The 20,752-nt window shown below is 65.9% G+C and carries 20 protein-coding genes; 7 read left to right on the top strand and 13 right to left on the bottom strand.

Annotation, left to right across the window (positions count from 1 at the left end):
* The first annotated feature begins 71 nt into the window (after positions 1 to 71).
* The 3 genes from RYH74_RS04665 (at position 72) to RYH74_RS04655 (ending at position 3,672) form a co-directional block, all read left to right on the top strand.
* Complete coding sequence (locus tag RYH74_RS04665) at positions 72 to 881, top strand: inner membrane protein YpjD (RefSeq protein WP_025337912.1); 810 nt, start codon at positions 72 to 74, stop codon at positions 879 to 881.
* 9 nt (positions 882 to 890) lie between these two features.
* Positions 891 to 2,096 (top strand): transporter associated domain-containing protein, encoded by a 1,206-nt coding sequence (locus tag RYH74_RS04660; protein ID WP_075043942.1) that lies wholly within the window; start codon positions 891 to 893, stop codon positions 2,094 to 2,096.
* 274 nt (positions 2,097 to 2,370) lie between these two features.
* On the top strand, positions 2,371 to 3,672 hold the full coding sequence (locus RYH74_RS04655; protein ID WP_025337910.1) for an MFS transporter: 1,302 nt from the start codon (positions 2,371 to 2,373) through the stop codon (positions 3,670 to 3,672).
* 139 nt (positions 3,673 to 3,811) lie between these two features.
* Here RYH74_RS04655 and purT read toward each other — a convergent pair whose 3' ends face one another.
* The 5 genes from purT to RYH74_RS04630 all read right to left on the bottom strand — a co-directional run bounded on the left by purT (position 3,812) and on the right by RYH74_RS04630 (position 7,097).
* Positions 3,812 to 4,993 (bottom strand): formate-dependent phosphoribosylglycinamide formyltransferase, encoded by a 1,182-nt coding sequence (purT, locus tag RYH74_RS04650; protein ID WP_025337909.1) that lies wholly within the window; start codon positions 4,991 to 4,993, stop codon positions 3,812 to 3,814.
* A 76-nt stretch (positions 4,994 to 5,069) separates the two neighbouring features.
* Complete coding sequence (locus tag RYH74_RS04645) at positions 5,070 to 5,537, bottom strand: VUT family protein (protein ID WP_003252131.1); 468 nt, start codon at positions 5,535 to 5,537, stop codon at positions 5,070 to 5,072.
* Positions 5,538 to 5,741: 204 nt separating this feature from the next.
* Positions 5,742 to 5,936: a DUF1289 domain-containing protein gene (locus tag RYH74_RS04640; RefSeq protein ID WP_084785059.1), complete on the bottom strand. Its 195-nt coding sequence runs from the start codon at positions 5,934 to 5,936 to the stop codon at positions 5,742 to 5,744.
* Complete coding sequence (locus RYH74_RS04635) at positions 5,929 to 6,453, bottom strand: gamma carbonic anhydrase family protein (RefSeq protein WP_060483639.1); 525 nt, start codon at positions 6,451 to 6,453, stop codon at positions 5,929 to 5,931. The genes RYH74_RS04640 and RYH74_RS04635 overlap by 8 nt, the downstream gene beginning before the upstream one ends.
* A 44-nt stretch (positions 6,454 to 6,497) precedes the next feature.
* Positions 6,498 to 7,097 (bottom strand): CoA pyrophosphatase, encoded by a 600-nt coding sequence (locus tag RYH74_RS04630; protein ID WP_003252125.1) that lies wholly within the window; start codon positions 7,095 to 7,097, stop codon positions 6,498 to 6,500.
* Between the two features lie 124 nt (positions 7,098 to 7,221).
* Here RYH74_RS04630 and RYH74_RS04625 point away from each other — a divergent pair, with 124 nt between their 5' ends.
* The 4 genes from RYH74_RS04625 to RYH74_RS04610 all read left to right on the top strand — a co-directional run bounded on the left by RYH74_RS04625 (position 7,222) and on the right by RYH74_RS04610 (position 14,744).
* Positions 7,222 to 7,773 carry an NUDIX hydrolase gene (locus RYH74_RS04625; RefSeq protein WP_286101137.1) on the top strand — a complete coding sequence of 184 codons (552 nt, stop codon included), beginning with the start codon at positions 7,222 to 7,224 and terminating at the stop codon, positions 7,771 to 7,773.
* A gap of 22 nt (positions 7,774 to 7,795) precedes the next feature.
* Positions 7,796 to 8,350, top strand: a complete 555-nt coding sequence (locus tag RYH74_RS04620; RefSeq protein WP_025337906.1) for a murein L,D-transpeptidase family protein — start codon at positions 7,796 to 7,798, stop codon at positions 8,348 to 8,350.
* Between the two features lie 160 nt (positions 8,351 to 8,510).
* A complete protein-coding gene (locus RYH74_RS04615) occupies positions 8,511 to 10,193 on the top strand; it encodes a ShlB/FhaC/HecB family hemolysin secretion/activation protein (protein ID WP_084785058.1) in 1,683 nt (560 codons plus the stop codon).
* A gap of 27 nt (positions 10,194 to 10,220) precedes the next feature.
* Positions 10,221 to 14,744, top strand: a complete 4,524-nt coding sequence (locus RYH74_RS04610) for a hemagglutinin repeat-containing protein (protein ID WP_286101136.1) — start codon at positions 10,221 to 10,223, stop codon at positions 14,742 to 14,744.
* Positions 14,745 to 14,854: 110 nt separating this feature from the next.
* Here the strand turns inward: RYH74_RS04610 and RYH74_RS04605 are convergent, their stop codons facing one another.
* The 8 genes from RYH74_RS04605 to gspF form a co-directional block, all read right to left on the bottom strand.
* Positions 14,855 to 15,514, bottom strand: coding sequence for a general secretion pathway protein GspN (locus RYH74_RS04605; RefSeq protein WP_084785057.1), 660 nt, complete (start codon positions 15,512 to 15,514; stop codon positions 14,855 to 14,857).
* Entirely contained in the window at positions 15,511 to 15,897 is a 387-nt protein-coding gene (gspM, locus tag RYH74_RS04600) for a type II secretion system protein GspM (RefSeq protein ID WP_075043935.1), read from the bottom strand. Before gspM ends, RYH74_RS04605 begins: the two co-directional genes overlap by 4 nt.
* Positions 15,894 to 16,970 (bottom strand): type II secretion system protein GspL, encoded by a 1,077-nt coding sequence (gspL, locus tag RYH74_RS04595; RefSeq protein WP_317409028.1) that lies wholly within the window; start codon positions 16,968 to 16,970, stop codon positions 15,894 to 15,896. The genes gspM and gspL overlap by 4 nt, the downstream gene beginning before the upstream one ends.
* Positions 16,967 to 17,638 carry a prepilin-type N-terminal cleavage/methylation domain-containing protein gene (locus tag RYH74_RS04590; protein ID WP_317409027.1) on the bottom strand — a complete coding sequence of 224 codons (672 nt, stop codon included), beginning with the start codon at positions 17,636 to 17,638 and terminating at the stop codon, positions 16,967 to 16,969. Before RYH74_RS04590 ends, gspL begins: the two co-directional genes overlap by 4 nt.
* 653 nt (positions 17,639 to 18,291) lie before the next feature.
* Positions 18,292 to 18,660 (bottom strand): type II secretion system protein GspI, encoded by a 369-nt coding sequence (locus RYH74_RS04585; protein ID WP_047594786.1) that lies wholly within the window; start codon positions 18,658 to 18,660, stop codon positions 18,292 to 18,294.
* The gene (gene gspH, locus RYH74_RS04580; protein ID WP_317409026.1) at positions 18,657 to 19,094 is read right to left on the bottom strand and encodes a type II secretion system minor pseudopilin GspH; all 438 of its coding nucleotides are present in this window, start codon (positions 19,092 to 19,094) and stop codon (positions 18,657 to 18,659) included. The genes RYH74_RS04585 and gspH overlap by 4 nt, the downstream gene beginning before the upstream one ends.
* A 3-nt stretch (positions 19,095 to 19,097) precedes the next feature.
* Positions 19,098 to 19,532, bottom strand: a complete 435-nt coding sequence (gene gspG / locus RYH74_RS04575; protein ID WP_013971171.1) for a type II secretion system major pseudopilin GspG — start codon at positions 19,530 to 19,532, stop codon at positions 19,098 to 19,100.
* Positions 19,533 to 19,549: 17 nt separating this feature from the next.
* Positions 19,550 to 20,752 carry a type II secretion system inner membrane protein GspF gene (gene gspF, locus RYH74_RS04570; protein WP_317409025.1) on the bottom strand — a complete coding sequence of 401 codons (1,203 nt, stop codon included), beginning with the start codon at positions 20,750 to 20,752 and terminating at the stop codon, positions 19,550 to 19,552.

Genomic DNA, 20,752 nt, shown 5'->3' with positions numbered 1-20,752 from the left:
TCTGCCAGTCTTCCTAGACCAGCGCGATCTATGCCAAACTCCGTCTCTTTAAGGCTCGCCAACCAGGACTTATGTTCTCCTCACCCAGCCTCATCCCCAACCTGATCGCCGCCGGCCTATATATAGCTGCGGCAATCTACCAGGGCTCTTACCTTGCCCAGAACCGCAAGGCCGACAAGCGCCTGCTTGCCCTGCTGGGTGCCTTCGCGGTACTCGCCCAGGCCGGTGCGCTGTTCTTCCAGCTGATCACCCCGCTGGGCCTGAGCCTGGACTTCTTCAGTGCCGCCAGCCTGATCGCCGTGGCGGTCATCGCCCTGACTCTGCTGGCCTGCTTGCGCATACCCGTGGAAAACCTGCTGGTGCTGCTGTTCCCGCTGGGCGCGGTGACCGCGCTGCTGGCCCAGTTCGCGCCCCCCGGCACGGTGCCGCTGGTCAACGAAGAGCCGGGCATCCTCGCGCATATCCTGCTGTCGATCCTGGCCTACGGGCTGTTCACCATCGCGGTGTTCCAGGCACTGCTGTTGCTGCTGCAGGACCGCCAGCTGAAGAACAAGCACCCGTCCGGGCTGATCCGCAACTTCCCGCCGCTGCAAACCATGGAAAGCCTGCTGTTCGGCTTCCTCTGGGCCGGCTGGTGCCTGCTGTCGCTGTCGCTGATCTCCGGCTGGCTGTTCCTCGACAACCTGTTCGCCCAGCACCTGGCACACAAGACCCTGCTGGCCTGTGTCGCCTGGGTGGTGTTCAGCGTGCTGCTGTGGGGCCGCACCCGCCTGGGCTGGCGTGGCCACAAGGCCATCCGCTGGACGCTGGCCGGTTTCTGCCTGCTGATGCTGGCCTATTTCGGCAGCAAGCTGGTTCGCGAATTCATCCTGCATATCTGACGGCCGCCCATGGATACCCTGCCGTACGCACCGCTATTCGGCACCCTGGCACTGGCGCTGTTGTGGTCGGCGCTGTTCACCGCGGTGGATGCCGCCCGCCTGCAACTCAATGGCGCACTGCGCACCGGCGAGGACGGCCAGCCCGTGCTGCCGGCCCAGGCCCTGGTGCTGTGCGCCAGCCTGGGCAAGCTGCTGGTGCTGGGCCTGGCCTGCCTGGTTGGCCAGCGCCATAGCGGCGAGCACGGCTTCTGGCTGGCCGGGTTGGCCGCCACCCTCGTCCTGCTGGTGTTTGCCGATTACCTGCCGCGGCGCCTGGCCCGGCGCAACCCGCAGGCGTTCGTCAGCCTCGGCACCAGCCTGCTGAAGGTCCCCCTCGCCCTGCTGCAACCGCTGGCCTACCTGCTGGATGGCATTGCCAAGCTGATCCTGCGTCCGTTCCGCGTGCAACCCACGGCCGTGGCCCTGCACCCGCAGGAAGCCGATGAGTTCGACGAGGATGAGGAACACGAAGCACCGCGCCACGGCCTGCTCGACGGCCTGCAGTCACTGGACAAGATGACCGTCAACGACATCCTGGTACCGCGCAACGAAGTGGACGGCATCAGCCTCGACGAGCCGATCGAGCGCATCATCGAGCAACTGATCGTCAGCCGCCACACCCGCCTGCCGGTGTACCACAGCGACATCAACCAGGTTGAAGCAATCCTCAATACCAAGCTGATCAGCCACCTGCTGCCCAAGGCCGAGCTGACCTTGGAGATGCTGCTCGGCGCCTGCTACGAGCCCTATTTCGTGCCCGAGAGCACGCCCCTGCAAATGCAGCTGCTGAACTTCCACAAACAGCAGCGCCGCATGGGCGTGGTGGTGGACGAGTACGGCGAAGTGCTGGGCATCGTCACCCTGGAAGACATCCTCGAGGAGATCGTTGGCGAGTTCGAGGATGAACACAGCCTGGACAACCCTCACGTGCACCCGCAGCCCGATGGCACCTTCGTCATCGACGGCACCGCTTCGCTGCGCGAGATCAACCGCAGCCTGGGCTGGCACCTGCCCTGCGACGGCGGGCCGAAGACCCTCAACGGGCTGGTCACCGAAGCGCTGGAAAGCATCCCGGAAAGCGCCGTTTGCCTGAAGATCGGCCGCTATCGCCTGGAAATCCTCGAAACAGAGGACAATTGTGCCAGCAAGGTACTGGTGTGGACCGTGACCCGATAGCTATACTCGGGTCACGCTTACCCAGCCCCGCCGTCCCGCCTGCTACCCGCACCCGGCGCTCCACGGCCAGTCCGCTCCACTGACACGCCCTGCGGTCCTGCTTCAACACCCCGAACAGTGCCCGCCCCGCCCCTATCCCCCTTGGGCTATCGTCAGTCGGGCGCACACAACAACAAAACGCTCCGGCGCCCGCGCCACCGTGCCTGCCCTTTTGCATTGCACGCCGCGGGGCTTATCCCAATGGAGCCGGACCAGACTGTCAGGGACCTATTCAATGACAACCAGCAGCACCTATGCCGAAGCGCCTGCCGCACCGGTCAACTCGCCCGCGCGGGTAGCCACCGCCAGCTTCATCGGCACCGCCATCGAGTTCTACGATTTCTACGTCTACGCCACTGCCGCCGCCCTGGTGATCGGCCCGGTGTTCTTCCCGTCCGGGTCAGGCACCGCGCAGATGCTGGCGGCCTTCCTCACCTTCGGTATCGCCTTCCTGGCGCGCCCGCTGGGCTCGGCACTGTTCGGCCACTTTGGCGACCGTATCGGCCGCAAGTCGACCCTGGTCGCCTCGCTGCTACTGATGGGCGTGTCCACCACGGCCATCGGCGTGCTGCCGGGCTACGACAGCATTGGTGTATGGGCGCCGATCATTCTCTGCCTGCTGCGCTTTGGCCAAGGCCTGGGCCTGGGTGGCGAATGGGGTGGCGCGGCCTTGCTGGCCACCGAGAACGCGCCCGAAGGCAAGCGCGCCTGGTTCGGCATGTTCCCGCAGCTGGGCCCGTCGATCGGCTTTTTGGCTGCCAACGGCCTGTTCCTGACCCTGGCCCTGGTGCTCAGCGACGAGCAGTTCCGCGAGTGGGGCTGGCGCATTCCGTTCCTGCTCAGCGCCGCGCTGGTACTGGTGGGCCTGTATGTGCGCCTGAAGCTTGAAGAAAGCCCGGTGTTCGCCAAGGCCGTCGCCCGCCACGAGCGGGTGAAAATGCCGGTGGTCGACCTGTTTTCCAGATACTGGCTGCCGACCCTGCTGGGCGCAGCGGCGATGGTGGTGTGCTACGCGCTGTTCTACATCTCCACCGTGTTCTCGTTGAGCTATGGCGTGACCACGCTGGGCTACAGCCGCGAGACGTTCCTTGGCCTGCTGTGCTTCGCGGTGGTGTTCATGGCCCTGGCCACACCACTGTCGGCCTGGCTCAGCGACCGCTACGGGCGCAAACCGGTGCTGATCGTCGGCGGCCTGCTGGCAGTGGCCTCGGGCTTTACCATGGAGCCGCTGCTGACTTCGGGGTCGACCGCAGGTGTGGCGCTGTTCCTGGCCATCGAACTGTTCCTGATGGGCGTGACCTTTGCGCCGATGGGGGCACTGCTGCCTGAACTGTTCCCGACCCACGTGCGTTATACCGGCGCTTCGGCGGCGTATAACCTGGGCGGCATCGTCGGCGCCTCGGCGGCACCGTTCTTTGCCCAGAAGCTGGTGAGCATGGGTGGGTTGAGCTGGGTGGGGGGTTATGTGTCGGTGGCGGCGGTGATCAGCTTGATTGCCGTGCTGTGCTTGAAAGAGACCCGCAATACCGAACTTTGAGAAAGCAGGGGCTGCTTTGCAGCCCATCGCCGGCAAGCCAGCTCCCACAAAGCCTCCACAGCCCTCAAGCCTTGTGGAGTTCCTGTGGGAGCTGGCTTGCCGGCGAAAGGGCCGCAACGCGGCCCCTTACGATCCCGGATCAGAACTCGACCTTGACCGCCTGCGAAGCACGGGTCGCCTTGGCGCGCGCCGCTTCGACCGACTCGTCACGCGCCAGGCACACGCCCATGCGGCGGGTACCGTTGATTTCCGGCTTGCCGAACAGGCGAATGGCAGTATCCGGCTCGCTCAGCGCCGCACCCAGGTTGGCAAAGCTGGTCTGCTGCGACTGCCCCTCGGGCAAGATCACCGCCGAAGCCGAAGGGCCGAACTGGCGCACTACCGGAATCGGCAGGCCAAGAATGGCCCGGGCATGCAGGGCAAACTGCGACAGGTCCTGGGAAATCAGGGTCACCAGGCCGGTGTCATGCGGGCGTGGCGAGACTTCGCTGAACCACACCTGGTCGCCCTTCACGAACAGTTCCACGCCAAACAGGCCACGACCGCCCAGGGCATCGGTGACTGCCTTGGCCACCCGCTGCGACTCGGCCAGCGCCTTCGGGCTCATGGCCTGCGGCTGCCACGATTCCTGGTAGTCGCCCTTCTCCTGGCGGTGGCCGACAGGCTCGAGGAAGGTGGTGCCGCCGACATGGCGCACGGTCAGCAGGGTAATTTCGTATTCGAAGTCGATGAAGCCTTCGACGATGACCCGGCCTTTGCCGGCGCGGCCGCCTTCCTGGGCGTAGTCCCACGACTTCTGCAGGTCGGCATCGCTGCGCAGCAGGCTCTGGCCCTTGCCCGACGAGCTCATCACCGGTTTGACCACGCATGGGTAGCCAACATCGGCCACGGCCTTGGCGTAGTCTTCGTAGGTGTCGGCGAAGTGGTACGGCGAGGTTGGCAGGTCCAGTTCTTCGGCGGCCAGGCGGCGGATGCCTTCACGGTTCATGGTGAGCTGGGTGGCGCGGGCGGTCGGCACCACGTTGAAGCCTTCGTTTTCCAGCTCGACCAAGGTGGCGGTGGCGATGGCTTCGATTTCAGGGACGATGTAGTGCGGCTTCTCGGCCTCGATCACCGCGCGCAGGGCCACGCCATCGAGCATGTTGACCACGTGGCTGCGGTGCGCCACCTGCATTGCCGGGGCATTGGCGTAGCGATCGACGGCGATCACTTCGACGCCCAGGCGCTGCAGCTCGATCACCACTTCCTTGCCCAGCTCGCCACAGCCGCAGAGCAGTACACGGGTCGCGGTGGGCGACAAGGGGGTTCCGATACGGGTCATTTCAGGTCCTCGAAGGCGTCCGGGGCCGCACCAGGCTTGGCGCCGCCCGCTGAAAAAGGACCGCTATTCTACACCATCAACCCGCCACGGCGGCCCGCCGGGCGCGAAATGCCATGGCCAGCCACACGGCGGTGACACCGGCGAATTTCGAGGCCATGGCGGTGCCGATCACGGCTGGGGTCAGGGCGCCGATCATGCCGAAGAAGATGAAGGTATCCACCGGGATGCTCAGCGCCGAACTCAGCCACAAGCGGTCGCGCAGCGGCCGGCGGGTGATGCTGAACACCAGCCAGTCGATCAGTTCGGAAATGAAGAACGCGGTGGCGCTGGCCAGGGCGATGGCCGGCTCCGAGGTGACATAGGACAGCACCAGTGCTGCCAGCATGGCGACCAGGGCGCCATGGCCGAAGCGGGTCTGCACCATGTCGCGCAGGATGAACACCAGGCCGCCCCAGGCGGACCAGATGATGTCCAGGTGTGGCGCGCTGGAGAAGGCGTAGTTGATCAGCACTACGCTGCTGATGTAGGCAATCAGATAGAACATGGCGGGTAGTCTGTGGGCAAGCCGCACAGATTACCGCTGGCTGGTTCGCGGGTAAACCCGCTCTCAAAGGTACAGCATCAGGTTCGAGGGCTACGCGCAGCCTGTGGGAGCGGGTTCACCCGCGAAGAATCCAACACGGTGGATGGCACCGGCTGCGCCGGTGTTCGCGGGTGAACCCGCTCCCACAGGGGGGGCGAGTCAGCCCTACAGGATGAGGCCGGCCTCTACTGCCCTTTCATGGCAAAGTTTGAGCACCGCCCGGCGCTCGTCGTTGTCCATCCGCCCCCAGCGGCTGATTTCCGCCACGGTACGCTGGCAACCGGTGCAGATATCCTGCTCGTCCAGCGCACAGATACTCACGCACGGCGAGGCCACCGGCCGCTCCACCACATCACTCATCGTCAACCACCAACTCCCGTGCATAACGCTGGGCATTGTGCACGTAATGCGCGGCACTGGCTTCGAGCATGCGCTTCTGCTGTTCGGTCAGCTCGCGCACCACCTTGCCCGGCGAGCCCATCACCAGCGAACCGTCAGGGATCTCCTTGCCCTCTGCAATCAGCGCATTGGCGCCGATGATGCAATGCTTGCCGATGCGCGCTCCATTGAGGATCACTGCATTGATACCTACCAGGCTGTAGTCGCCCACCGTGCAACCATGCAGCATGGCGTTGTGGCCAACGGTCACGCCCTTGCCCAAGGTCAGCGGCGAGCCCATGTCGGTGTGCATCACCGTGCCATCCTGCACATTGCTGCCCTCACCAATGTCGATCAGCTCGTTGTCCCCGCGCAGCACCGCGCCAAACCACACGCTGGCATCGGCCTGCAGGCGAACATTGCCGATCAGCGTGGCGTTGGGTGCGGCCCAACTGGTAGGGTGGCTCTCGACCCGCAGGTCGCCCAGGCGGTATTTCATGCTTGCTCCTCAGGCTGCAACGCAGACGACGGGGTTGGCCCCGCTCAGTTTTCGATGTAACGCTCAGGGGGTTGGTGCAGGCTGATGCCGGCATCGAACAGCAGGTTGACCAGTTCGACGATCATGATCGCCGACAACCCCCAGATCTTGTATTCGCCATAGCGATAGCTGGGCACATACCAGCTGCGCCCCTGGTAATCGATACGGTGGGTATGGTCGCGCGGGTCCTGGCGGAAGAATTCCAGCGGCACGGTGAATACTGCCGCGATCTCGGCATCATTGGCACGGTATTCGACAAAATCGGGGATAAGCCCGACGAATGGCGTCACTTTCAGGCCGTGCAGCGAAATCAGCGGGCTGAGTGGGCCGATCACTTCCACCAGGCCTGGCGGCAGGCCGATTTCTTCTTCGGCTTCACGCAGCGCGGTGAACACCAGGTCCGGGTCTTCCGGGTCGCGGCGGCCACCAGGAAAAGCCACTTCGCCGCCGTGGGTGGACAGGCCCTTGGCGCGCAGGGTCAGGACCAGTTCGGGCGCTTCGCTGCGGGTAATGGGCAAGAGGACCGCCGCTTCGGGGAACCGCCGGTCGGTTTCCAGTGATGCGGGTTGGTGGTTGCTCATTCGGCGAAGTAGCTCGTCCAGCATTGCGCACGCTCGTATCCAAGGCCTGCCTTGCATGATGCACCAAAGGCGCGAAGCACCCAAGCCCCGTGCGCTTGCGGCAGCACGGCCGGCGCGCCAAGATAGCCCAGAGCAAAAGGAACAACACATGAAATTCTGCAGCGCGTGCGGCCAGCCGGTCACTCAGCGGATCCCCGAGGGCGACAGCCGCCTGCGGTATGTCTGCGAGTCTTGCCAGGCCATCCACTACCAGAACCCCAACATCGTCGCCGGCGTGTTGCCGACCTGGGGCAGCCAGGTGCTGCTGTGCCGGCGCGCCATCGAGCCACGCCGCGGTTTCTGGACCTTGCCTGCCGGTTTCATGGAAAACGGCGAAACCCTGGACCAGGCCGCCCGTCGCGAAACCGTCGAGGAGGCCTGCGCCCGGGTCGGCAGCATGAACCTGTACCAGCTGTTCGACTTGCCACACATCAACCAGGTGCACGTGTTCTTCCGCGCCGAACTGGCGGACCTTGATTTCGCGGTCGGTGTCGAAAGCCTGGAGGTGCGGCTGTTCGAGGAACATGAGATACCGTGGGGCGAGCTGGCTTTCCGCACCGTCACTCGCACACTAGAATGCTACTATCGCGATCGCATCGGGCAGCACTACCCCATAGGCCATGAATACCTGCCGCCGATGAACGTCTCGCCCATTACCTAGAAGCCTTCAGGGATACCGTTACATGCGCTGGTTGCTTGCCCTTTTCTGCCTTTGCGTTACCTCGGTGTCCCAGGCGGCCTTCACCGAGACCATCATCCGCAAGCCCCAGCCGGCAGCGCAAACCCCATCGCCTTCGCAGCAGGCCATGCAACCGCTGATCGACAAGGTACTGGTGATCAAGTCCGAGCGCCGCCTGCAGCTGATCAGCCGTGGCGAACCGCTGAAAACCTACCGTATCTCGCTGGGCAAGCAGCCAAAAGGCGCCAAGGAGCGCGAAGGCGACAAGAAAACCCCCGAGGGCCTGTACTGGCTGGACTGGCGCAAGCAGAGCGACCGCTTCAACCTGGCCATGCACATCAATTACCCGAACATCACCGATGCCGCCCGTGCCACCCGCGAAGGGGTGAGCGCCGGCAGCATGATCATGATCCATGGCACGCCGATCAACGACGAGTATCCGGAGTGGTACTTCCACACCCTGGACTGGACGGACGGCTGTATTGCCATGCGTAACCGCGACATGCAGGAAGTGTGGGACCTGGTGCGGGATGGCACGTTGATCGAAATTCGGCCCTGATAGCGGGCCTTTCAACTGATGCTGTAGGAAGCTTCCCACCTCCAGGCAAGAACGCGCCTTACAAGCGCTTAGGCCGGGTACTGCATCCAGGCGAACCCCTTAGTTTTTAGCATCCACGCAGACGAGTACGAAATCCGTACATCATTTGCGGGGTGCTTCAATGCCGTTCCACATTCACCGCGCCACCTGCTGGGCGCTCACCTGCTGCCTGTCCGGTTTGCTGGCCGCGCCCCAGGCGCTGGCCGACGACCCCGCCAGCCAGCAACTGCGCGATCAGCAGCGCGGGCTGCAACAGCTGGAACAGCAACAGCGGCTGGAACGCTGGCAGCGCCAGCCCGCCCCGGCTGAAAGCCACGACACCACCGCCCCCCTCCCGCACGACCAGCGCTGCTGGGCCATCACCGGCGTACGCGTGGCCGGCAACCGCAAGCTTTCCGACTCGGCGCTAACGCCAACCCTTCGCAGGTTCATTACCCCGTGCATGGGCATTGCGGAAATCAACGGGCTGCTGAAAGCCATCACCCAGCGCTATGTACAAGCCGGATACCCCACCAGCCGGCCTTACCTGCAGCAACCGCCACAAGACGGCGCACCGCTGAACCTGGTCATCGTCGAGGGGTTCGTCGAGTCCATCGAAATGGCCGGCCCCGAATTGCCCCTGTCCCTCCCCGGCGCCTTTCCCGGCCTGCTCGGGCAGCCACTGTACCTGCCAGCCCTGGAGCAAGGCCTCGACCAGCTCAATCGCCTGCGCGCTTATGACCTGTCCGCAGAATTGCTGCCCGGCGAACTGCAGGGCGGCACCCGGGTTGTCGTGCAGCCGCGCAAGGTGGCCTCGCGCGGGCACCTGGACAGCCGCTTCGACAACCGCGGCAGCGACCTGACCGGGCGTCATCGCCTGAACCTCGGCTTCGGCCTGGACAGCCCACTGGGCCTCAATGATGACCTGCGCCTGTCGCTGAACGGCACGGTGCTCGATGCGCCCGGGCAAAGCCAAGGCATCTCGCTGTACTACAGCATCCCCTACGGTGCCTGGACCTTTGCGCTCAGCGCCAGCGAACTGCGTTACGAGGCGCCGCTCCCACACAGCCGCCAGGTAACCGACGGCAGCAGCAGCTACCAGGGCGTGAGCGTCGAGCGGGTACTGTGGCGCAACCAGCAAGGCATGCTCAGCGCCAGCGCCCGGCTGGACCGCAAGCAAATGGTCAACCGCAGCGCTGGCGCGGTGATCGTCCAGCAGAGCCCCACCCTGGTCTCCGTGGAGGCGGGTATCAACCTGCTTTGGCTCCAGGGAGGCCTGTGGAATGGCTACCTCGGTGTCGCCCAGGGTATCGACGCCTTCGGCGCTGACCGCTCACCGCTGGGAGCGGAACGCCTGCGCCCGGATTTTCGCAAGTACCGCTCCAACCTGCTGCATCTGCGCCAGGGCCCGGCCAGCCACCCATGGCGCTGGCAGAGCGAGCTGGCTCTGCAATTCAGCAGTGACCCACTACCCGCCGTCGAGCAGTTGCTGGTCAGCGACGATTCGGCCGTGCGCGGGTTTCGCCTGCGTACCTACTCCGGTGCCAGCAGCGCCGCCTGGCGCAACACCGTCAGTCAGCCGCTGCCGGAGGGCTGGACCGCTCCCCTGCAAGTACGCCCCTACATCGGCCTGGACCTCGGCTGGACCCGCACTGCCGAAGGCAAGCCTTCACAACGCCTTGCCGGGGCCACCGCCGGTGCCGAACTGAGCCTGCCCGGCAGCCTCCTGCGCCTGGGCTACCAACGCGCGCTGTACGCCAGCGACCTGCCCCGTCCGCTGCTGGAACCCGGCTTCTGGGTAGTGGAACTGGCCCTGAACATCTGATTCACCCACAACAAAGAGAACGAGAACATGCAAACACTCTCGCAGTCGTCTTCCCGCCCAGATACCTTGCGCTGGGCCATCTTCCTCGCCCTGCTCGGGCCCGGCGCCGCACTGGCCCAGGGCGGCCTGACAGCAACCAGCGGCCCCGGCGGCACACCGGTCATCAACGACGGCCACGGCGTCCCGGTCATCGATATTGTCGCGCCAAACGGCAAAGGGCTGTCGCACAACCAGTTCCTCGACTACAACGTCGACCGCTCCGGGGTGGTGCTGAACAATGCCACCCAGGCCGGGCAGTCGGAGCTGGCCGGTGCCCTGGCGGCCAACCCGCAATTCCAGGGCCAGGCCGCCTCGACCATCCTCAACGAAGTGGTCAGCCGCAACGCCTCGCTGATCGAAGGGCCGCAGGAAATCTTCGGCCGCCCGGCCGACTACATCCTGGCCAACCCCAACGGCATCACCCTCAACGGCGGCAGTTTCATCAACACCACACGCGCCGGCTTCGTGGTGGGTACTCCTGAGTTCGAAGGCCAGCAACTCAAGTACCTCGACACGCTGAACGCCAGCGGTACCCTGCAAGTGCTTGAGGGCGGCCAGCGCAACCCCAACGGCGCCCTCGATCTGATCGCCCCGCGCGTGGACGGCAAAGGTCTGCTGATGGCGCGCAACTCCATCGATATCACCGTCGGTCGCAACCGCATCGACAGCACCAGCGGCGAAATTGTCGAACACCTGCCCGGCACCCCGTCCAGCATCGATGCCAGCCTGTTCGGCGCCATGCGCGCCGGGCGCATTCGCGTGGTGAGCACCGCAGAAGGTGCCGGTGTGCGTGTGGGGGCATCGCAGCTGCTGGGTATCGACGGGGTCGACATCCAGTCGGCCGGCGCCCTGCAAGTCAGCGGCAAGGCCGACAACCCCGTCGAACTGCACAGCGAACAGGGCGATCTGCGGCTGACTGCTGCCGATGACCTGACACTCGAAACCGTCGATGGGCAAGCTCGACGAATCGAGGCCAAGGCCGGCAAGAAGCTCACGCTGGACGCCACGACCCGCGAGAACATCGAGCGCGACAGCGACAGCTGGAACAAGAAGTTCCTGTTCGTCACCCGCGAAACCTACAACCGCGAAACCACCACCACCCAGCAGCAGCAACAGGGCAGCAGCTTGCAAGGCAAGGACGGCGTGCTGCTGCAATCCGCTGACGACATGCGCCTGGTGGCTGCCAAGGTGGATGCTGGCAATGAGCTGACCCTCGACAGCGGCGCCAACCTGGCCATCGCTGCCGGCATCGACAGCCAGCACACCGAAGAGCAGGTTCGCCACCGCAAGGACTTGTGGCGCGGTGACAGCGATACCGACCAGTACAAGGAAACCGCGCAAGGCAGTGCGCTCCAGGCCCAGCGCATGACGCTGAAGGCCAAGAATACCGTCGATGTGAAGGGCAGCAGCCTGCACAGCCGCGGCGACATGGCGATCGAAGCCAAGGAGGCAACCATCGGTACCACCGCCCTGCAGGAGCGCGGTACCCGGCGCGACTATCGCGGCGACCTGGTATCCGGCACCTTCTTTGGCGACCGCAAGGGTAACGACAGCGAAGGCCAGGCCGTTGCCGGCAGCAGTGTCACGGCGGATGGCAAGCTGGCCGTGGTAGCTGACCAGGTGGCCATCAAGGGCAGTACCGTGCACGGCAAGGAGGACGCGGTGCTCTACAGCACAAAAGGTGCACTGGCCATCGAAGCCGACCATGGCCGCACCACCTCCACCGACCGGACCAGCGACAGCAAGCTGTTCGGCCTGATTGGCAGCGACCGCGAGAACACCGAGCGTACGCAACAGGTACTTACCAGCGACGTCAGCTCGGCCACCAATCTGCGCCTGGCCAGCGCCGAGGAAATGCGCATTCAGGGCGCCAAGGTCGCAGCGGGCGGGCACCTGCAGGTAGAGGCCAAGGGCGACCTGCTGATTACCAGCGCGCAAGCGGTTGACGAGCGCGAAACCCGCAACCAGCAACGTGGTTTCACCGCCAGCGCCAAGCAGACCCAGGAGGCCGAGGATGGCAAGCCCGAGTCCCGCCAGTATTCGGCCGGCATTGCCTATGACGTCGCCACCACCAGCAGCAAGCAGCACACCACCAGCCAGGTCGCCAGTGAGCTGGAGGGCGCTTCGGTGAGCCTTGGCAGCGGGGCTCACCTGCAAGTCAACGGTTCCACGGTGAAGGCTGCCGCAGGCGACCTCGATGTGCAGGCCCAAAAGGTGACCCTGGGGGCAACCCGCAACGACCGCGACAAAACCACCAGCACCACCAACAGTGGCGGCGGCCTGACGGTGACCGGCGGCATCGACCGGCTGGGCAGCTTGTTCGAAGGCCATCACAACCGCCAGGTGCAGACCGAACGCGACAGCAAGGTGCAACGCAGCACATTGCAGGCCAGCGGCGACCTGAAGCTGAATGGCGATGAACTGGTCACAGAGGCCGCACGCGTCAAGGCCGGCAACCCCCTGCAGGTGACGGCAAAACGCATCGACAACCGCGCGGTGCAGGATACCGAGGAACGTGAACAAAGCCGTGACGACTGGTCGGGCAGCCTCGGCGCCAGTGTCGAGTACCGCGACCTTACCCGCCCCATCGAACGCCTGGTGCTGGGCGAAGAAGCCGCGCGCTTCCAGCAAGCCTCCCCCGAAGACGCCATGGCGCCGCCCAGCGTTGGCGCCGACATGACCGTGGAACACCTCAAGCGCCTGGAAAACCAGCGCCGCGGCTTTGCCCAGGTGAGCGAGTTGTCCGGGGCCAAGGTCGAAGTCAAGGCCGACAACATCACTGACCAGGGCACCGCCTGGCGCGCCAACGCCGGCAAGCTGCAGATCGAGGCCCGACAACACCAGATGCAGGCGGCCGAGAACACCCAGGAAAATACCGTGCAACGCCTGGCCTACGGCGGCGATGTGCGCCTGGACACCAGCACCGGTGAAGACCTGAATGCACGCGCCGCCGGCAAAGGCGGCTCGCTGGACAAGAAGGACAGCACCAGCAGCGCCGTACCCGGCAGCCTGTATGGGCAACAGGGCATCCAGGTGCAACTGGGCAGCTCTGGCCATTATGAAGGGACGCGCATCGATGGCGGTGAAGGCAGCGTGGTCATCAGCAGTGCCGGTTCGCTGACATTGCCACAGGTAAACGACCAGACCGAACAGCAGTCACGCCAGCTCGACGGCAATGCCTGGGCCAAGGTCGGCAACCGCCCGGGCAGCACCGGCGTCGATGGCCGGGGCTACCTCGACCACGGCCAGAACCAGAGCACACAGCGCAAGGCCCAGGTGGCGCAGATCGACGCCAAGGGCCAGGTACAGCTGAGCAGTGACGGCGACCTGTTGCTCGAAGGCACCCGCATTGGCAGCCGTGAGGCAAAGACCGGCGACATTCAACTGCAAAGCGGCGGTCGGCTGCAGGTCAAGGCGGCCAGCGACACCCAGAACGCTACCGGTGCCAAGATGGGCGGCGGCGTGGAGCTGGCGGTCAAGGCTGGCAACACCAAGGGCGGTGCCATCGGCGGCCACTTCAGCCACGGCAAGCAGGACGAGGAGGCACGCCAGGCGGTGAATGCCCTGTTCGCCAGCAACGGCACAGTGACCCTGGGCAGCAGCGCCCGCGAGGATATCGCCCTGCACCTTGAGGGCCTGCAGGCCTCGGCCGAACAGATAACCCTCGACGCATCGAATGGCGGCATGCTGGTGGAAGCGTCCTCCAGCCAGGAGCGACGTGACAACCTCGACATCACCGCCGGGGCCGGCTTCGACATGGCCAAGGGCGCGGTCGACACCCGCGGCCTGCATGGACGCCTCAAGGTGGAGCTCGACAAGCGCGACAACCTCACCTGGAACGCCAGCGACCTGCGCGCCGAGCGCATCGACCTGCAAAGCCGTGGCGATACCCGCCTCGAAGGCGTCACCCTGGAGACGGGGCGTATCGATGGAGTGATCGACGGCGACCTGCGCATCGCCAGCCGCAAGGACAACGTCAATACCCTGAGCGTGAAAGGCGATGCCCGGCTGAGCCAGGAGAAAAACCCGCGAGGCTACGTCAACGCGGCCACTTCGGTGGCAGGGCCGCTGGGGAGCAAGGTGAATGAAAAAGCTGGCTCCGCCCTGAGCAAGGCAGACCCGGGGCTCTCGCCCACCTTCAGCCTCGACGTGTCGCACGCGCAGCGCGACAGCGTAGGCCAGCAGACCACGCTCAAAGGCAGCGACGGTATCGACCTGCAGGTTGGTGGCAACGCTCACCTGGTGGGGGCACGCTTGCAGTCGGCCAAAGGCGATGTGGTGCTCGACGCCAACTCGGTTACCCGGGAAACACTGAGCGGTAACGACTATCGCCGGGATGTGTCGATCGATGCGTCCAACTCACCGGTGGACCTGGGCACGGCGGTGGCCGAGCTAGCCAAGGGCAAGGGGGCGGCGGATGGGGAAAATGCACTCGACCTGGGGTTGTTGAGGACCAGTGGGCACAATCGCAGTGAGCAGTGGGCTTCGAGTGTGCAGGGCAAGAAAAACTGAAGCAGGCGCCGCGCTGGAGGGCACGGGCTTCGTGCCCTCTTTTAGCATTTGGGCCAGACAGTTGATTGGTTGTAGGAGCGGCAAGCCAGCTTGCCGGCGATAACACCTGTCTACCAGCGCAAATCCCGCTGCCCTGCCAGCGCCTGCGGTCCAAGCCACTGCACCCCACGCAGCAAAGGCGTCAGCGCCGCCTCCGGCTGCAACTCGACCACCACCTGCGCCCGGCGCGCGGGCAGGTCGGCATCCACGGCCAACTGATGCTGCCCCTGCTGCGCCAACTGCCCGCGCAGATGCCAGCCGCTGCGGCAGTCCATTTCCAGCCAGCCCTGCCCCAGGCCCAGTGACCAGGGCTCGCTCAGGGCAAGGTCGGTTACCGTCATGCGGCCTTCGCTGGCACGGCATTGCCGTCCTGCTCCCTTCACCCGCAACGCGCCCTGCCACTGGCCGGCCAAACGGTAATCCGTCGCCACCGTCGCCTGGGCCCCCATGGCCGTCGCCTCCAGCCGCCAGCGCCATGGCCAGCCATCGGCGCGCAACTGCCAGGCCTGGCCCTGGAAGCCGAGCTGCGCGTTCGCCTGCATGCGCCAGGGCTGCACCGCCCAACGCAATGGCCCGACCGGCCCCAGTTGCTGCGCCTGGCCTTGCCACAGGCTGCCGCTGACCTCACGCGCTGGCAGGCCTATCCCGCGCACCACCCAGCTGGCCGGCAGTTCCACCAGCAATGTCACGGCGAAAACCAGCAGCACCCACGCCACACTTCTTCGGCTCATGGCCGCACCACCAGGTCGAAGCGCAATCTCTTTTCATGCTGCTCCAGCCCCCACTGCAATGGCTGTACGCCCTCTGCACGCAGGGCCTGCAACCAGCCTTGCAGCACTCGCTCGTCGGCCACCTGCCCACGCAGTTGCCAGGTCTTGCCCTGCGCATCGACCTCGGCCAGTTCGATCTGCCGCGCCTGGGCCGACTGTCGGAGCCGCTCCAGGTTCAAGCCCGGGCCGCCTTGCAGGCTGGCGGCCTGTTCGGCCAGCCCGCGCCACTGGCTGAGCTCGCGCCATTGCGCAAGGCCTGCGCGCAGTGCCAGGAAGGCCAGCAACAGGGCAATCAGTGTCCAGGCGAACTTCAAGCGATGGCGCTGTACCCAGTCCCGGTTCATGAGGCTGCTCCCAGGTCGAACACCACTTGGCCGTCCTGCATCTGGACCGAGGCCCCGGCAGCTGTTGCCATCTCGCTCCATGGCGGCGCACTGCCTTCACCCTCCAGACGCAGGTGCCAACGCTGGCCATCGAAACGCACCGCTTGCAGGCGCCAGCCGGGGTGGTCACGCAGCCAGGCCTGCAACGCCGTCTGCAGGCCTTCGAGCTGGCGCGTGCGCAGCTGCTGTTGCAATTCACTTTCGCGCAGGCGCTTGAGGGCCTGCGCGGCGTGCCGGGGGCTGGCCTGCTCACCGGTCACGGCGATAACCTGGCTGCGCCAGAATTGCGCCTGGGCCCACTGCTTGCTCAACCACAGCCCGCCCCAGACGGCAGCCAGTACCAGGCAGGCAGCTAGCAGCCGTTGCTGCGGCCGGGAAACCACCGGCAGCGAGCGCACCTTGCGGGTACGCTCGAACAGGCCCGGCAATGTATCGAGCGGTGCCAGCGTACTGGGCCAGTCACCGCTCAGCGGAACCTTTTGCAGCTCCGCCCACGGTTGCCGTGGCACCTCGCCCAGTGCATCCGGCCAGGCCAGCCAGTGCTCCTGTCTGTCTTCGGCCAGCCCTTTGTACAAATACATGCCGGGTGTGCGCTGCCATTGCCAGGCATGTCCCGCATCGGGCGGCGGCAGCAGCTGTAGTTCTGCCCAGCAACGTGCCACCTGCAAGCCCCATTCGGCGCACTGCCCGCGCCAGTCCTCCAGTTGCTGACGGGCCACTACCAGTAACCGAAGATGGCCGCGCTCGCGGGCCAGGCAGGCGCATGTCACCTCGTCGATGGCCTGCAGCAAGCGGTCTTCGAGCAACAGCGGCCACTCTTCACGCTTGAGCCCCGGCGGTGCCGGCACGCGGAAGTAGCTGCAGGCCTCGGCAGGCAGGATCAACGCCACACGGGCCTGCAGGTTCGCCGGGGGCTCGCCCTGCCCATGGCGTTGCACAAGGCCGCCCTCGGCCAGCGCCCAGTGCCAGACAACGCCCGGTCGCAGCAACAGCCACGACTGGGCCGGGCTGCGCCGCCGCCATTCAAACTTCATGAGCGCCCCCACGGGAGGGCGAAGGTGCAGACATAGGGTGCTCCGTCACGCTGCAATTCCAGACGCACGCCACGGCCGGGGTGCGCAGGTTGGTCGGAAGGCCAGGCCAGCCAGCGGCCGCCCTGGTAATAAAGAACATTCATGGCGCTGACCCGGTCGAGCCGCTCGCGCTGGACCCAGCGTGGGGCGGCGGCGGCATAGAGATCGGCCGAGCTTTCCAGCAGCAGGCGCTGCTCGCGGGCCTCGAAGCGCAGGCGCTGGCGCTGCAGGCGCGAGCCGCCCTCGGCTTCCGGCATGCCGGTGATGGCGACCCAGAGCAACTGTTTGCTTGCCGGTTGCCAGTCCAGCCAGCGGCTGGCCAAGGGCAGGCGCTGGTCGTAGACACGGCGCATTACCGGGCTGTCGAAGCGACGCTCCAAGGCCAGGCAGAAGTCCAGCACCGAGGTTTCCTGCGTGGTGACCTGCAGGCGCTCGCGAACCTTGAGCCAGCCGTTGACCAGGGCGGCGAGCATGATGCCGAGCACAGCAGTAAGTGCCAGGGCGACCATAAGCTCGATCAGGGTAAGGCCGGCCTGGCGGTGCTTGCTCGGCAGGGTCCAAGGCTGACGAGTATGCGCCCTCCCTGTGGGAGCGGGCGCGCCCGCGAACACCGGCAAAGCCGGTGCCATGCACCGAGTCGCCTGCTTCGCGGGTAAACCCGCTCCCACAGGGACCGCGCAAGCTTCACGATCTTTGTAACTCATGGCCCCTCCAGGGGCAGGCCGGCCTGGCGCTGCTTCACAGGCTGGATACAAAGCTGACGGGTATACGCCCTCCCTGTGGGAGCGGGCGCGCCCGCGAACACCGGCAAAGCCGGTGCCATGCACCGAGTCGCCTGCTTCGCGGGTAAACCCGCTCCCACAGGGACCGCGCAAGCTTCACGATCTTTGTAACTCATGGCCCCTCCAGGGGCAGGCCGGCCTGGCGCTGCTTCACAGGCTGGATACAAAGCTGACGGGTATACGCCCTCCCTGTGGGAGCGGGCGCGCCCGCGAACACCGGCGAAGCCGGTGCCATACACCGAGTCGCCTGCTTCGCGGGTAAACCCGCTCCCACAGGAACCGCGCAAGCTTCACAATCTCTGTAACTCATGGCCGCTCCAGGGGCAGGCCGGCCTGGCGCTGCTTCACAGGCTGGATACAGGGCTGACGGGTATACCCCCTCCCTGTGGGAGCGGGTTCACCCGCGAACACCGGCGCAGCCGGTGCCATACACCGAGTCGCCTGCTTCGCGGGCATGCCCGCTCCCACAGGGGCCGCGCAAGCTTCACGGTTTCTGTAACTCATGGCTGCTCCAGGAACACGGTGTACTGGCCAAGCGGCAGGCGCTGGTCGCGGTCGGCGAACAACAGCAGCTCGCCGCGGCGCAGGTCGCGTACGCCGGTGCGGCGCAGCTGCAGTTGCCAGTGGCAGCGCTGGCCACCCTGGCTCAGTTCACCGCCAACCTGGTTTTCCGCCGGCCAGTACTGCTCGACGGCAAAGCGGGTTTGCAGTTCTCGCGCGCATAGCAGGCCAAGGCGGTGTTGCTGCAGGTTGTCCTGCACCGCCAGGCGCTGGCGCAAAACCTGGCTGGTGATCACCGCCAGCACCGCGGCAATCGCCAGGGCCACGGTCACCTCAAGCAGGGTGAAACCACGCTGATGCCGCTTCATGGGGCGACCACCACCTGCAAGCGGCCATCGCGGCTCCAGGCCCATTGCTGGCTGCCATCGGCCCAGCGCCAGCGCACGTTGCCCGGTTGCGCCCAGCCATGCGGGGTGAACAACAGGCGCGGCTGTGGGCTGGCCGGCCAGGCCGGGCGCAGGCCCTTGGGCCAGTCACCAAGGGCGACAGCTTCGACCACCCAGCCATTACCCTCGCGCCGGACGAACTCCGGGTGCTGGCCATTCCAGCGCAGCCCGCGCAACTGCCCGGCATGCCGGGCCAGCGCAGCCTGCGCCCGGGTCTCGCTCGCCAGCCGTTGCAGCGCCTGGTCGACACTGGCCTGGCTGTTGCCGAACCCGGCCACCGCCAATCCGGTCATCAGCCCGGCGATGGCCAGCACCACCAGCAATTCGATCAGGCTGAAGCCCCGCTGACGGCGCACCCGTTACAGCTCCCAGTTACCCAGGTCGGCATCCTGGCCTTCGCCGCCCGGCAGGCCGTCGGCGCCCAGCGAGTACACGTCGACCCGGCCATGTTCGCCGGGCATGCGGTACTGGTACGGGGTGCCCCACGGGTCTTCCGGCAGGCGGCGCACGTAGCCGTCGCTGCGCCAGGCCCGTGGCAGCGGTTCCTGGGCCGGCTTTTTCACCAGCGCGGCCAGGCCCTGCTCGCTACTGGGGAAGCGCAGGTTGTCCAGGCGGTACATGTCCAGCGCCTGCTCCAGGGTGGCCAGGTCGGCCATCACTTTCTGCTTCATGGCCTTGTCCTGGTTGCCCAGCACGCTGGGCGCGACCACGGCGATCAGCAGGCCGATGATGAAGATCACCACCATGATTTCCATGAGGGTGAAACCGCGCTGGCGGTTACGTCGATGCTGCATGGCAGTACTCCTTGTCGTCACAGTTGCAGGCCCTGGTTGAGTTGCATGATCGGCAACAGCACCGCCAGCACGATGAACAGCACCACGGCGCCCATCACCAGGATCATCAGGGGTTCGAACAGCGCCATGGCAGTATCGACCTGGCGGGCGAAGCCGCGCTCCTGGTCGTCGGCCACGCGCTCGAGCATGTCGGCCAAAGTGCCGCTGGCTTCGCCGCTGCCGACCATGTTCACCAGCAGCGGCGGGAACTGCTGGCTGGCATCCAGCGCGCGATGCAGGCTGGTGCCGCCCTGCACCTGCTGGCGCACCTGCTCCATGGCCAGGCGGATACGCCGGTTGCCGACGGTTTCGGTGGCCACTTGCAGGGCTTCGAGCAGGGCCACACCGCTGCCGCTGAGGATTGCCAGGCTGCGTGCCAGGCGCGCGCTTTCCAGCACCTGCAGCAGGCTGCCGATATGTGGCAGACGTAGCAGCAGCTGGTCGCAGCGCAGGCACCAGTGCGGCTTGCGCAGCAACCAGCCGCCGAGCGCGCCGAGCAACAGGGCCAGCCCCAAAAGCCAGGGCCCGGCCTGCACCAGCCCTTGGCTCAGGCCGATCAGCAGCGATGTAATGAGCGGCAGGCTCTGCCCGGCATGGGCGAACTGTTCGGTGAGCTTGGGTACGACGAAGGTCATCAGGCCTACCACCACGGCAAGCGACACCCCCATCAACACGGCGGGATAGATCAGCGCGGTACGTGCCTTGTGCTGCTGTCGTTGAACCTGCTCCAGATGGTCGGCGAGGCGGGTCAGCACCTGGGCCAGGCGCCCGGACCGCTCGCCGGCCTCGACAAGCGCGCAGTACAGGCCGGTAAACGGCGCCCCCTGACGCGCCAGGCTGCGGGCCAGGCCCAGGCCTTCGGCCAACGAGCCGCGCAAGGCCACCAGCACACTGTGCAGGGCGGGCTGGCGCAGTTGCCGTTCCAGGGTAGCCAGGGCGTCGACCAGAGGGATGCCAGCACCGGTCAGGGTGGCCAGCTGGCGAGTCAGCTCGCACAGCTGGGCGCGGCTCAGGCGCTGGCGCCGGGGTTGCCGGGTGCCGGCTTCGTGACGCTGCACGCGGCGGGCGAACAGGCCCTGCTCACGCAACAACTGGCGGGCATGACGTTCGCTGTCGGCCTGCAAGCTGGCCTTGTGGGTTTTACCGGCGAGGTCGACGGCCTGGTAGCGATAGGTCGGCAT

Origin of the sequence: Pseudomonas sp. LSJ-87 (genome assembly GCF_032971465.1) — a bacterium.
GTDB classification, from domain to species: domain Bacteria; phylum Pseudomonadota; class Gammaproteobacteria; order Pseudomonadales; family Pseudomonadaceae; genus Aquipseudomonas; species Aquipseudomonas putida_Z.
The sequence above is the reverse complement of the archived record's forward strand: the minus strand, read 5'-3'. Positions and strand labels throughout refer to the sequence as shown.